The sequence below is a fragment of the uncultured Lactobacillus sp. genome (assembly GCF_947367085.1).
Taxonomy (GTDB): domain Bacteria; phylum Bacillota; class Bacilli; order Lactobacillales; family Lactobacillaceae; genus Lactobacillus.
Genome location: NZ_CANBCP010000055.1, coordinates 1 through 11,407, shown reverse-complemented (window position 1 = coordinate 11,407; position 11,407 = coordinate 1). Strand labels below are relative to the sequence as shown.

The 11,407-nt window shown below is 33.0% G+C and carries 17 protein-coding genes and 2 pseudogenes; 4 read left to right on the top strand and 15 right to left on the bottom strand.

The genetic code is table 11. The annotated features are described in order from the left end of the window. The coding region (locus tag Q0Y70_RS08140) for a histidine phosphatase family protein (protein ID WP_297819552.1) at positions 1-570 on the bottom strand (570 nt) is incomplete at its 3' end. Beyond that, positions 570-1,019: an ASCH domain-containing protein gene (locus tag Q0Y70_RS08135; protein WP_297819550.1), complete on the bottom strand. Its 450-nt coding sequence runs from the start codon at positions 1,017-1,019 to the stop codon at positions 570-572. The genes Q0Y70_RS08135 and Q0Y70_RS08140, both read right to left, overlap by 1 nt. An 86-nt stretch (positions 1,020-1,105) precedes the next feature. On the opposite strand from Q0Y70_RS08135, the gene Q0Y70_RS08130 reads away from it, so the two are divergent. Both Q0Y70_RS08130 and Q0Y70_RS08125 read left to right on the top strand, forming a co-directional pair. Next, the gene (locus tag Q0Y70_RS08130) at positions 1,106-1,795 is read left to right on the top strand and encodes a hypothetical protein (RefSeq protein ID WP_297819548.1); all 690 of its coding nucleotides are present in this window, start codon (positions 1,106-1,108) and stop codon (positions 1,793-1,795) included. Beyond that, a complete protein-coding gene (locus Q0Y70_RS08125; RefSeq protein ID WP_297819545.1) occupies positions 1,782-2,018 on the top strand; it encodes a hypothetical protein in 237 nt (78 codons plus the stop codon). The genes Q0Y70_RS08130 and Q0Y70_RS08125 overlap by 14 nt, the downstream gene beginning before the upstream one ends. Before the next feature lie 10 nt (positions 2,019-2,028). Here the strand turns inward: Q0Y70_RS08125 and Q0Y70_RS08120 are convergent, their stop codons facing one another. The 10 genes and pseudogenes from Q0Y70_RS08120 to Q0Y70_RS08075 all read right to left on the bottom strand — a co-directional run bounded on the left by Q0Y70_RS08120 (position 2,029) and on the right by Q0Y70_RS08075 (position 9,212). Next, complete coding sequence (locus Q0Y70_RS08120) at positions 2,029-2,805, bottom strand: nucleoside phosphorylase (RefSeq protein ID WP_297819542.1); 777 nt, start codon at positions 2,803-2,805, stop codon at positions 2,029-2,031. Positions 2,806-2,816: 11 nt separating this feature from the next. Next, positions 2,817-3,577 (bottom strand): annotated as a pseudogene (locus Q0Y70_RS08115) (nucleoside phosphorylase). A 93-nt stretch (positions 3,578-3,670) separates the two neighbouring features. Further along, positions 3,671-4,027, bottom strand: a complete 357-nt coding sequence (locus tag Q0Y70_RS08110; RefSeq protein ID WP_297819539.1) for an NUDIX domain-containing protein — start codon at positions 4,025-4,027, stop codon at positions 3,671-3,673. After that, entirely contained in the window at positions 4,028-4,849 is an 822-nt protein-coding gene (locus Q0Y70_RS08105) for a phosphotransferase (protein ID WP_297819536.1), read from the bottom strand. Further along, the gene (locus tag Q0Y70_RS08100; protein ID WP_297819555.1) at positions 4,833-5,339 is read right to left on the bottom strand and encodes a kinase; all 507 of its coding nucleotides are present in this window, start codon (positions 5,337-5,339) and stop codon (positions 4,833-4,835) included. Before Q0Y70_RS08100 ends, Q0Y70_RS08105 begins: the two co-directional genes overlap by 17 nt. A 33-nt stretch (positions 5,340-5,372) precedes the next feature. Next, complete coding sequence (locus tag Q0Y70_RS08095) at positions 5,373-6,551, bottom strand: MFS transporter (RefSeq protein ID WP_297819533.1); 1,179 nt, start codon at positions 6,549-6,551, stop codon at positions 5,373-5,375. A gap of 97 nt (positions 6,552-6,648) precedes the next feature. Further along, complete coding sequence (locus Q0Y70_RS08090) at positions 6,649-7,041, bottom strand: cytidine deaminase (RefSeq protein WP_297819530.1); 393 nt, start codon at positions 7,039-7,041, stop codon at positions 6,649-6,651. 45 nt (positions 7,042-7,086) lie between these two features. Then, a complete protein-coding gene (locus Q0Y70_RS08085) occupies positions 7,087-7,866 on the bottom strand; it encodes an alpha/beta fold hydrolase (RefSeq protein ID WP_297819527.1) in 780 nt (259 codons plus the stop codon). A gap of 14 nt (positions 7,867-7,880) precedes the next feature. Then, on the bottom strand, positions 7,881-8,495 hold the full coding sequence (locus Q0Y70_RS08080; RefSeq protein WP_297819524.1) for an NUDIX hydrolase: 615 nt from the start codon (positions 8,493-8,495) through the stop codon (positions 7,881-7,883). Positions 8,496-8,693: 198 nt separating this feature from the next. Continuing rightward, positions 8,694-9,212 (bottom strand): GNAT family N-acetyltransferase, encoded by a 519-nt coding sequence (locus Q0Y70_RS08075; RefSeq protein ID WP_297819521.1) that lies wholly within the window; start codon positions 9,210-9,212, stop codon positions 8,694-8,696. 74 nt (positions 9,213-9,286) lie between these two features. On the opposite strand from Q0Y70_RS08075, the gene Q0Y70_RS08070 reads away from it, so the two are divergent. Together Q0Y70_RS08070 and Q0Y70_RS08065 are read left to right on the top strand one after the other, a co-directional pair. Continuing rightward, positions 9,287-9,562, top strand: a complete 276-nt coding sequence (locus Q0Y70_RS08070; RefSeq protein ID WP_297819519.1) for a type II toxin-antitoxin system RelB/DinJ family antitoxin — start codon at positions 9,287-9,289, stop codon at positions 9,560-9,562. Continuing rightward, positions 9,562-9,867: pseudogene (locus tag Q0Y70_RS08065) on the top strand (type II toxin-antitoxin system YafQ family toxin). Before Q0Y70_RS08070 ends, Q0Y70_RS08065 begins: the two are co-directional and overlap by 1 nt. Before the next feature lie 34 nt (positions 9,868-9,901). Here the strand turns inward: Q0Y70_RS08065 and Q0Y70_RS08060 are convergent. The 3 genes from Q0Y70_RS08060 to Q0Y70_RS08050 are packed head-to-tail and all read right to left on the bottom strand — an operon-like array spanning position 9,902 to position 11,360. Then, positions 9,902-10,693: a tyrosine-protein phosphatase gene (locus Q0Y70_RS08060; RefSeq protein ID WP_297819516.1), complete on the bottom strand. Its 792-nt coding sequence runs from the start codon at positions 10,691-10,693 to the stop codon at positions 9,902-9,904. 10 nt (positions 10,694-10,703) lie between these two features. After that, positions 10,704-11,060, bottom strand: coding sequence for a DUF6176 family protein (locus tag Q0Y70_RS08055; RefSeq protein ID WP_297819513.1), 357 nt, complete (start codon positions 11,058-11,060; stop codon positions 10,704-10,706). A 3-nt stretch (positions 11,061-11,063) separates the two neighbouring features. Further along, complete coding sequence (locus Q0Y70_RS08050; RefSeq protein ID WP_297819510.1) at positions 11,064-11,360, bottom strand: MazG-like family protein; 297 nt, start codon at positions 11,358-11,360, stop codon at positions 11,064-11,066. Positions 11,361-11,407: the final 47 nt, after the last annotated feature.

Below are 11,407 nucleotides of genomic sequence, written 5' to 3'. Positions count from 1 at the left end.
GGATCTATCTATGAAGTGATTGTCACCTTCGATTGTCCATTCATGAAGACATGCATCTCCTGTTCCAAATTTAACTTTAGAATCTATTGGCAATTTTAAGAAAGCTCGATAAAGTTGGGTAATTGCCCCACCATGAGTAACAATTGCAATTGTAGAGTCATTTGCATTTTGACTCAGTATTTCAGACAAGATAGCCTCTATCCGCATTCTAAAATTAAGTTTACTTTCTTGTTCATAAAGTGAAGTATAGATAGGAACATCAACTTTAGGGTATTTTTGATAAGCTTCATTGTAAGGTAGTCCTGCTCGAAGCCCATTATTAAATTCTCTTAATTTATCTGTTTTAATTATAGATATTCCAGTCTCATTTTCTAAATAACTTGCAGTTTCGATAGCTCTTTTTAAAGAACTGGTATAAATCTTATTAATCTGATAGTGCTGAGCTACATATTGACTCATTGCAGCAGCTTGTTTTTGACCTTTTTCAGTTAAGCTAAAATCTGCCCATCCCTCACATACCTTTAAAATATCAGCTTCACTCTCACCGTGTCTAATAATCAAAAGTTTCATTATTCTACCTTCTCAAAAACCTCACACACCATTGGTGCTTGCGGATAAAATTTCTTGCCAGCTTCTTCATATTCTAGCGTGAAAAATTCATCATGAACTTGTTTCCAATATTCATAGCTACGATCGCCTTCGCCTTCGTGATAGGCATGTTCTTGAGATATTAAATTATACGGGATGATCTCAACAACTTTTTCTAGAATAACGCAAACAGGTTCTTGTTTACTATTTAAAATGATGCTCCATTCCCCTGCTTTAGGCAATTTTTCATCTTTACCATAAAGTTCATATGCTGAAGTAGTTGCTGTCTTTATACCTTGATTTACTAGCTCAGCTAATTCATCTGCATCTACAGCCGTTGCACCAAAAGCCCATGCATCAACCGGGGTATCTAAATTTAAATTATGTCTTTGACAGAAGTCATGCCAAAACAATTCTAGCTTCTTATTCATCCTATCGCCTTTTTATAAATTTTATTTAAATATCTACTTTGATAAATAAATCTTCGCTCTTTTCGTGTAATACATACGGACACTATATGAAAGGATTACGAACTTTGGATTTTTTATCAAAGAAACATGAATACACTTTCTTAAATAATCAAAATCAAAAAGTAAGAGTACATGTTAGGAAAGTCAATAACTCCTCCATAAACATGTGGAGTGAAGGAAAGTCAAAAAAATATAGAGATTGTATAAATCTAATCGAATCAGCAATCAGTAAAACCGTTTATAATGACTTTCCACCTATAATAATTGTATCAGAAAAGAAATTGGGCCATGGTGCAATTTCTTCATACGACCATATTGATGATATAATTTATCTTAATAGCTATTTTCATACTTCATCTCGGATAGATGAAATTTTAAGTACTCAAACCTTTGCTGCAACTAGTTTTAAAGATATCTTTTGTCATGAACTTGCTCATAAAAGACATTGGGATGCAGTCAAAGGTTTTTATAAAATTAATAAAAATGTCTATAATAACATTATTGAAGCGAAAAAAGCTTTAGACTCAGATCTTGAAGCTTATCTTTCAAAACAAGAATTTACATATTTACAAACCAATGTTAGTTATTATGCTGCAACAAATTATAGACTGGCTAAGAAAAATAATTCCATCAACAGTGTAAATGAAGTCATTGCAGAAGTTTTAGTGCTAGATAAAAAAGCTGATCCCAATTTAATTAGAATTATAGAAAGGGAACTAAGTTATGAAAAATATTGAATCTATGGATATTCTGAGAGTCCCTAATAAAGAAGATATTTTAATGGCAAAGATAGATAGATGGATAGACAGCTCATTTCAAACCTACGACCAAACCGTTACGATTATCTTTAAAAAAGATACCCCACGAAAGATTCTAATTCTTTTTAATGAGAATCGAGATTTGTTTCCTAAACTTTTAGGTTATAAAGTCAACGAACAATATCAAATCGCAAAAAAATAGAGCATATGCTCTATTTTTTTAATCTTGTTACAACTTTCGATCCAATTTCAAGTCCAGCACTATGTGATTCACTACCCCAATCACGTTCATCGTAATTATCAATATCAGCTAGTGTATCTGCGGTAAATAAAATCTGAGCAAAATCTACTTTTCTGAATTGGGCACAAGCCGCAAGTGATGCACACTCCATTTCAACCGTATCGGCTCCTAATTGACGAAATTGTGCTACTTTCTTTGGTGTTTCTCTATAAAAACCGTCAGTAGTCCAAGTAGTAATTTCGTCATACTTAAGTTGTAAGCCAGTTAATGCATTTTCTACTTGCTTTAAAAAATTAGAATCTAGATCAACGAATTGTCCAGGTTCCATATAATGAAAAGAAGTTCCTTCATCACGAATTGCGCGCTTAACTAGCAGCATTTCATTTTCAGGTAAATCAGTTAATGCGCCTGCATTCCCTACTGTTAAAACATGTTTTACGCCATAACTAATCAACCAATCTAGCAATTGAACAGAGGCTGGTCCTCCAAGTGGTGCTTGACACAAGGTGAAATACTCGCCGTTTAATTCAACTTCATAAATCTTTGGACTAAAAGAAACGGAATCAAATTCACCTATAGTGCGATGAAGATGTTTATCTAAGAATGCATCTATTTTCTCTTTAGGTACAAATGCATAAAGCAAGCGTGAATGAAAGTGAAATGGTTCTTGGTCATGATCTGGTTCAATTACTGCATGCTGGTTTGGGTCGAAATCTAAAATAAATGGTTGTTCTGTCTGTTCTTTCATAATTACTTCTCCTATAATTTTTGTAATATCTCAAAGCAAATTTCTAATCCACGACGATGTGAATCTGTTCCACCATCGCGCGGATCATAATTTTGTTCATTTGCCAAAGTGTCAGCAGTAAATAAGATTTGTGCAAAATCCACTTTTCTAAATTGTGCACAAGCTGCTAAGGCAGCGCATTCCATCTCTACTCCAGCCGCACCTAACTCACGAAATCATTTTACTTTTTCCGATGTTTCTCTAAAGAAAGCATCTGTTGTCCAAGTAGTTACTTCATCATATTGGTAGTCTAGTTCGGTTATTACATCCTCTACTTGACCTAAAAATGCTGTATTCAAATCTACCATTAAGCTGTCTTCTAAATAATGAAAAGATGTTCCTTCATCCCTAATTGCTTTGGTCGGAATAAACATTGCGTTTTCAGGTAAGTCTGCAATGGCGCCAGCATTTCCAAACGCTAAAACTTGTTTGACACCATATGCGATTAACCAATCCAGTAATTGTGTGGCGGCTGGTGCACCTAGTGGAGCTTGACACAAAGTAAAGCATTCTTCATTACTTTCAATCTCATAAATATCTGGTTGAAAGGAGATCGTATCGTAAGCACCTAATACTTTATGCGGAACCTGTTCTAAAAATTATCAATATCTTCTTTAGGAACAAAGGCAAAAAGCAACTTGGGATGGAATTTAAATGGTAATTTTTCGTAATCAGGTTCAATAACAGCCTTTGGGGCTTTATCTATTTGTAAAATACATCGCTCTTCTTTCATACATACTCCTATTCAAAAAATGGATAATCTCGTTGATAATAATGCTCAATAAAACTTAAATGCTGTTTGTTAAAAATATGCGGTAAATTATCTTTAGCAAAGAACTGTCTGGTCGGCTACTTTATCTACTAACTCTACCAAGAATTCAACTACCACTGCTTGTGCTACATCCCCATTAGGATAATGCTGAATAAAATTCGTCAAGATTCCTAGTAAAGATTTAACTCTTACTTTCAATCCGGTTTCTTCTAAAAATTCGCGCACACATGCTTGTTCAGCCGACTCTCCGAATTCCATCGCTCCTCCTGGCAGACCCCATGATTTAACATCTGCTCGTTTCTGCAGTAAGACTTCATCTTGGTCGTTAATTAAAATCCCGCCAGCAAAATTTAAAATTAAAGGTTGATGACCGACTTTTTGACGTAAATTCTTAATGTAATCTCTTTCCATTTATTCCTTCTCAATCGTGTCTAACATTGCTTCTCCAACATGCCTGAAAGGTAGATCTTCAATTTTTTCAGTATAGTTAAAGATGCCGATTGCAGTAGTAAAAATTAAATATTGTCTTGTTAAGTCCGATAAGTGATAAGTGGGATTTTTACTTGCATAACCTGCTAGAAATAATTGGATCAATTCTTCATTCAAATCAAAATCTTGGTAAAACAATTTTATAAAATCTTGATATACAGGACCTAAACGCGCTTTTTCGAAGTCAATAAGTGCTAACTTGCCATCAATGTATTTATAGTTTCTGATGCCCACATCACCATGCAAGACAAATTTTGAATGTTGAGATAATTCTGACTTAATTTCATTTTTATAAGGTATAAATTTACCAGTAAGTTTCTTCAACCTTCTTTTGTATGGACTTTCTTTAAAAGAATCGATTTCAGCCAGGTAATCATCAAACTGTCCATTAACAAGCTTGATTTTTGTAAAGGATTCCACTCTTAGATGGAAATCTCCTAATACTTGTCCCATTTCAAAAGCAAGCTTCGAATCAATCTTTTCTCCTATATCTTTTGGTGAGCAATCTTTTAATACCAAAATAAATGCTTTATTGAGTGAAAAACCGGTCAAAACTCTGTCGTTTAACTGTTTTGTGACCATCTTTTCAGTATAGTAAGCTTGCTCTTTCGCAAATTGTTTAACAAAAATTGATTGTCGATATAAGTTACTATAGCCAACAAAAGTGCTATTAAGTGATTCATGATTAATTGCGTGCAAGTCAGCTTTCAACCGTTTATTTAATTGTTCAATGATTGTCACCATAGCCAATATCCTTCATAATCGTTTCAATTTCTTGCCTTAAAGTTGTTTGGCTAGAAAACTTAGTTTCAGAAATAAAATTGATATAATCTTTTTCTTTCCACCAAGAACGCATTTGCTTTTCTCCAAAAGAACTGATATGACGTTGCTTATGACGCATTAGTGTTTCTTCAAAGGGAATATCAAAATAATATGCAAAGATTTCATCTCCAAATAGCAGCTGCGCTTTCCTAAACAAAGAGATATACCATTCCGCATTCAAAATACCTTCAAGGATCACATAATCACAATTTTGATAACCGTAATGAAGTAAATCCTCAAATAGTGGCAAGCCTAAAGTGTCTTTGCCATCTTTAACACGAAGCATATCTCGTCTAACTGTATCTTGTGATATCAGTAAAGTATTACGCGGCAGGCGCTGATGAATTTCTTTTGCTAGAGTGGTCTTACCACTGCCAGAATTACCTCTAATGATAATTAATTTAGACAAAATATCTACCTCTCTTTTAAATATGAGATTCTACAGTTATTCTTTCTGCTTTATCAATGGAATTATTAACAAGATAATACTAAAGTAAACTGCTGATACGAAAAACATTACTTTTAAATTACCAGCCCACTTCATAATTGCGTTACTTACAAATAGAGAAAGACTGACTAAAATTTCGGCAATAAATGAAACTGTCGAAAGCATAGTGGATTTGTTGCTTTCTCCATAAATTGCTTCATTACTAGTAGCAGAAATCTGCCCTGACATCATCCCCATTAATAATTCAATCAATAGAAAAAGGGTCAACAACAAATATTTATTTTCTATAATTCCACTTAAAACAAATACAGAAACCATGCACACTGTATTTAATATCGTGATATTTCTTGAACTAGCAAATGTCGATATTCTATTAAATATGAGTGATCCTAAAATAAGTGCACACATAAATAAGGTATAGACAAGAGATAAATTAAAACCTAATTTTTCAACGTAGATAATCGACCAATATATTAAAATAAATTGTGTCCCACAGTCATATCCAACATTTAATAATAACAATATCCAGAAGTTTCTTTTTCTAAAAAAACTAGCAACATTTTTTATATTCACTTTGGTCTTAGTTACTGCCTTGTTATCTGAAAAATCTAGGAGTCTTGTCACGATCAAAATAAATAATGGATATAATCCTAAACCAATCAATGCAAACCAAACTGGTGCAGTATCTGTAATTGCAAAGAGACCGGTGCCAATGTTTCCACCGATTAAGGTGGTCAAATTTAGGATAATAATTTGCATCCCCATTAATTTACTATTTGGAGAAATATGATTCTGTTCTTGTAAATCAGTTATATATGCAATTAAGGTGCCAGAATTAAGCGCAAGTCCAATACCATACAAGAGCTCTGCTAGTGAAAAAAATAAAAAGTTTCTAAATAGAATTAAAATCAAAAAACTACTAGCAATAACTATAGAAGATAAGGTCAGCACTTTTAATCTTCCGATTCTATCAGCTAAATAACCTGCTGGAAGAAGTCCCACCATGATACCGATATTCTGAAATGATTTTATTGAGCTGATATTAGCATTAGGGATGCCATTTTTAGCATAAAATAATGAAAATACACCTGACATTGATGATCGAAAAAGCGTAAAGACTGCGGTAAAAGTTAGAAATAAAATGGCAATTTTAAGATTCACACTTTTTGCTTTCATAATCATCAACCTTTCAGTTTTTCTATCCTTATTCAGTAACATTCTTCACTATACTTGCAATCTCTCGCGCAAAATGAATATAGTGATATGTTTATTTTTATAACCACCATTCTGGCGTTAATTCACTAAATTTCATCACTTTATCTGTTTCATAATCTATCATTATTTCGATATTGCGATAATCTTTCTCCATTAGCTGAACAATAAATTCACGACATGCGCCACATGGAGCTCCGGTTTTACCATTTGGCATTATTGCTAAAACTCTAGTAATTTCATTTTCTCCATTTGTAATCATATTAAAAATGGCGTTTCGCTCTGCACAAATTCCTAACGTACAAGCTGTATCAATACAGACGCCAACATAAATTTTCCCAGTAGTTGATAAGACTGCTGCAACTACTCCTCCCGCTTCCATATGTGCAGAAATTTGGCGATAGTTTTGTGCATTTTGCGCTAATCGATACATCTTTTTCCATGTTTTATCCATAGTAATGACTGCCCTTTTCATAATCGTTTCAATCTTTCAGTTTTTCTATCCTAATTCAGCTACATCCTTCACTATACTTGTAATCTCTCGCGGGTATTCAAAATGAATATAGTGATACGTCCCTAGTGAAACAACTTTAGAATTTTTTGAAGCATATTCAGAACGTTTATATTCTTTTTGACGATACTCTTCAGTAATCAACACACTAGTAATATCATCATCTAGTTTTAGATCGTCTTTCCAATAGGAATCATTTTCAAGAGCAGCTTGGGTATTTTGATTATCTTTTTCATTGAACTTCTGCACATTTTGCTCCGTAGTATCCCAAAAGTCTTTATTTTCTTCTGGAGTAAGAATATTTGATAAATCAGCTCTAATTTGATCTTCTAACTTTTCCATATCCTTGCTTTTTTCAATATAAGCAGTTTCTTTAGGCGGATTCAAAATTATTTCTCTAGTAGTTGGTTCAATTCCAACAAAAGCTTCTAAATTATTTATTTTATCCTTCATCTGCATCATATAAACACCACCGATGCTATGAGCTAAAATAATAACTCTTTTTGACTTAAAGGAATTAATAATACTTGCTAATTCATTAGCTTCATCAGCAATGGTATAGCTTTTTAATGATTTACCACTAAAACCACTATTCAAATAATCTGGAGCAAATATCCCGTAGTTTTCTGGTAAAGAATCTATTATCTTTAAAAAAGATTGTGCTGTATCAAAGCTGCCAAAGCCGTTTAAACAAACAATTAATGGCTCACCTTCTCGATGCACAAAATTAATTTTACCTAATTCAGTTTCAACATCTTTTCTTTGCATAAAATTATCCCTTTCTACTCAAACTCCGCTTGCCAATTTGGATCATGATATGCTTTAAAACACATCTCTACTTGCTCACGAGATCCCTTATCTTCACTAAGCTCTGGCAAATCATCTAGTGTAAAATAATCACTTGCAATAGTTTCATCGTTTTCTTTAAAGCTTCCACCAACCGGCTTACATAAGAAAAATACTGTGCTAATTCCATAAGGGTACATCCCTTTATAATGCTTATTACTATCATGAATCGCAATTAACTTTTCAACTGTAATGTCAATGCCAGCTTCTTCTTTGATTTCTTTAATTACGTTCTCTTTAACTGATAGATTTACTTCACACCAGCCACCTGGAATTGACCATAAGCCGTCGTTTTCTTGAACCAACAATATTTTGTCATCCTTGAATATCGCTGCTCGCGTTGCAATCTTAGGAGTTTGATAACCAACTTCGTTGCAGAAAAGTTTTTTAACTTTTTCGATTGGCAAACCTGACTTTTCGGCCATCATTTCAGCTGAAATATCACGGATTTCTTGATAACGTTCAAGGTCAAAATTATCTTTTCCGTATGTCAGTCCTGCTTGAGCTAAGCTTTGAAGGCGAATAGCCCAATCAATAAGTTTATCTGTCATAAATGTTTCTCCTAAATAAAAAATGCTTTTATTAAAGTTTACTTAACGCTGATTAATAATTCAATAGTTTTCTAATTTAGCAACAACAAATGAAATTGACACTTGGGATGTAGGATAGTCAGTCATAATGTCTAGAAACTTCGATTTAAACCTACAATAAACAAAATCAGCACAATACTTCCACAATTTTCCATGCTTTCATTGTTTCTTCTCCATCTTAAAAACTTTCATCCCGTCTTCATCATCATTAACATACTGAAAACCTGCACGCTTGGCTACATGTTGGCTGGCTATATTATCTTGAGCTGTTCTCAATAATAAATAACTTAACTTTAATTGCTTTAATGAATAATTAACTAAAAATTCTACACATTTAGTCATAATCCCTAAGTGTTGGAACTCACTTGCTAGCCAGTAACCAACTTCGCCAGATGTCTGATTCAACTCGTGTAAATCAATCATCCCTGCTACTTGATCATCTACCAAGATAATTAGATTAAAGGCAGTTCCTTCAATCATTTTTTGTTGAAACATTTTAATTGACTGTTGTTCTTTTTCAACTGAGTCAATACTGTTTACCCATTTTAAGTATTTTGATAATTGATTATGATTCTTTCGTAATTGCTCAAACGCCCCTTCGGCATGGCGGACTTCTGGCAAAACTAGTTCTACTTGATGATTCTTAATCTTGAAACTATATAAAGTAAAATTGTACATTGGTTCACACTTTCTAAAACTAGATTCATTTGTGTTATAATGTGGTTAAACGCAATACATTTGAGGTGATAAGTATGACAACTACTGGAAGCTTAAGATTACCTGAAGATTTTAAAAAACAAGCAACAGATGTTTTTAATGAATATGGTCTTGATTGGTCATCAGCAATGAGAATGATTTTAACTCAAGTAGTAAGCGAAAACGCTATACCAGTTAATTTATCAAGATATTCAGATATTTCTCCAGTAATGAAATCTAATATAGAGAAATCACTTCAGGAATACAAAGCAGGAAATTACAAAACTGCAGATTCAGCAGATGAATTATTTGAGGAGCTTGATAAAGATTAATGGCAAAAATAAACTTTACTCCTCAATTTAAACGAGATTATAAGAAGCTCAAAAGAAAACATTACGATACCAATAAGTTGAAATATGTTATCAATTTATTAGTTGAAGAAAAATTTGATATTCTTGCTCAACAATACGATGATCATTAATTAAAAGGATCATTCAAGTCTATGCATGCTTTACATGTTGAACACAATAAGGCAGGAAATTGGGTTTTAGTCTATAAATTGCATAAAGGTCAATTAGAATTATTAACTATTGATTTAATTTCTACTGGAGCTCACAATCATTCTTATAGAACTTAAAGGGAGTCAATCCCTTTTTTATTTTGCCTAAAATCTATTTCTCCTCTAAATATAATTCACGTAATCGATCTTTTAATTCCGGTGTCACACCTAGCACCTCTTTTAAATATGTGTCTATATCTTGATATTGTTCTTCAATTGTTAGCAGTATCGTATCAAAAAACATATCAGACGCAGAACTCAAAATTCGCATATTGCTTCGAAAAATCAGATTTTCACCTGCAGCTTTAAATTTCTGATCACGATCTGCTCGATAAGAAGACAGAACCGAATTAGACATCAAGTAGTCTTGACGAATCGTTTCAAGATCAACGCCTAAAGTATACAAAATAAACAAAGCGACAAAACCAGTCCGGTCTTTTCCTTCCGTACAATGGAAAATTATTGCTCCTTTTTCGTTTTTAGCTAAAATCTTTAAAACTTGACGAACCGTATTTTGGTCATGGGCTTTAACTGCATGATCTCTATAATGATCACACATCATTTTAAAAGCAGCCTGTGAATCACTATGATACAAATCGCTTCCGCTTGATAAATCTTGCTCTCCACCTAACGTTCCTTCTTCATCAGATAGTGGCAAAGAAATATTTTTAACATCCGCAATTTGAGGATCAGGATGTTCTTTACTTTCAGTCTTTGACCGTAAATCAATGATTGTTGTTAAGCCGTAATTTTGCAGAAATTGCTTGTCAGCTTCAGATATATAAGTTAATGTACCAGTTCTAATGAGCCTGTTTAATTTTATCTTTCTCCCATTAAAGCCGGTCATTCCGCCTAATTCTCGTGGATTGAGAACACTATTAAGTGGCAATAAATTCGTCGTCATATATACAAAATCATCCTTTATTAATAACCTGATCCACGCTTGGCGCAATCAGACTTTCCTGAACTTTCATATCTACTGGATGATAATCTGAATCGATACATTCATCCCAATATTCGATATGCTTTTTATCAATGTAGCTTTCTGATTCTTCAACGGCTTGGCCATTTTCACCTTGAATAGAATACCAGTAAAAATACGTATAGCCATCTTCGCTTTTTTCACTAAAGACGGTCTCAACATACATTTTTTCAGCAGCCATTGTCTTTACTGTATCTACGTGATGCTCATTTAGAAAATCCATCCATTCCTGAGCTTTTTCTTCTTTACCTTTTTTGATCCTAAAACGAGTTAATTCAATTTGTGTCATTATCTATCCTTCAATCTTTTTTCCATCAATATATTTGCGTTTTTTATTAATTTCCATCTTTTTAATGATATCTTCACCTAAGTCACTGCCTAACATTTCTGAAATTCCTAAAAGAAAAATTGCAACATCAGCTAATTCTTCATTTATATTTTCTTGATCATCTTTCAGCCACGCTTGAAAAAGTTCGTTTACTTCTCCATATAACAAAAGAAGCTCGAATTTAACATACGTTGTATTAAAATTATGTTTTTTCTTATTATCTACAACAGCTTTTTGCAATTTTTTAGTATATATGATCATGATTATCCTTAGTATGCTTTCCTAAATCTAGAAATGATATCTCATTT

Excerpts from the sequence above, each read along its gene's own strand:
- Q0Y70_RS08050 (WP_297819510.1), bottom strand. The coding sequence starts at position 11,360 with ATGATCATATATACTAAAAAATTGCAAAAAGCTGTTGTAGATAATAAG.
- Q0Y70_RS08055 (WP_297819513.1), bottom strand. The coding sequence starts at position 11,060 with ATGACACAAATTGAATTAACTCGTTTTAGGATCAAAAAAGGTAAAGAA.
- Q0Y70_RS08095 (WP_297819533.1), bottom strand. The coding sequence starts at position 6,551 with ATGAAAGCAAAAAGTGTGAATCTTAAAATTGCCATTTTATTTCTAACT.
- Q0Y70_RS08080 (WP_297819524.1), bottom strand. The coding sequence starts at position 8,495 with ATGACAGATAAACTTATTGATTGGGCTATTCGCCTTCAAAGCTTAGCT.
- Q0Y70_RS08070 (WP_297819519.1), top strand. The coding sequence starts at position 9,287 with ATGACAACTACTGGAAGCTTAAGATTACCTGAAGATTTTAAAAAACAA.
- Q0Y70_RS08105 (WP_297819536.1), bottom strand. The coding sequence starts at position 4,849 with ATGGTGACAATCATTGAACAATTAAATAAACGGTTGAAAGCTGACTTG.
- Q0Y70_RS08130 (WP_297819548.1), top strand. The coding sequence starts at position 1,106 with ATGAAAGGATTACGAACTTTGGATTTTTTATCAAAGAAACATGAATAC.
- Q0Y70_RS08120 (WP_297819542.1), bottom strand. The coding sequence starts at position 2,805 with ATGAAAGAACAGACAGAACAACCATTTATTTTAGATTTCGACCCAAAC.
- Q0Y70_RS08110 (WP_297819539.1), bottom strand. The coding sequence starts at position 4,027 with ATGGAAAGAGATTACATTAAGAATTTACGTCAAAAAGTCGGTCATCAA.
- Q0Y70_RS08060 (WP_297819516.1), bottom strand. The coding sequence starts at position 10,693 with ATGACGACGAATTTATTGCCACTTAATAGTGTTCTCAATCCACGAGAA.
- Q0Y70_RS08085 (WP_297819527.1), bottom strand. The coding sequence starts at position 7,866 with ATGCAAAGAAAAGATGTTGAAACTGAATTAGGTAAAATTAATTTTGTG.
- Q0Y70_RS08135 (WP_297819550.1), bottom strand. The coding sequence starts at position 1,019 with ATGAATAAGAAGCTAGAATTGTTTTGGCATGACTTCTGTCAAAGACAT.
- Q0Y70_RS08125 (WP_297819545.1), top strand. The coding sequence starts at position 1,782 with ATGAAAAATATTGAATCTATGGATATTCTGAGAGTCCCTAATAAAGAA.
- Q0Y70_RS08075 (WP_297819521.1), bottom strand. The coding sequence starts at position 9,212 with ATGTACAATTTTACTTTATATAGTTTCAAGATTAAGAATCATCAAGTA.
- Q0Y70_RS08090 (WP_297819530.1), bottom strand. The coding sequence starts at position 7,041 with ATGGATAAAACATGGAAAAAGATGTATCGATTAGCGCAAAATGCACAA.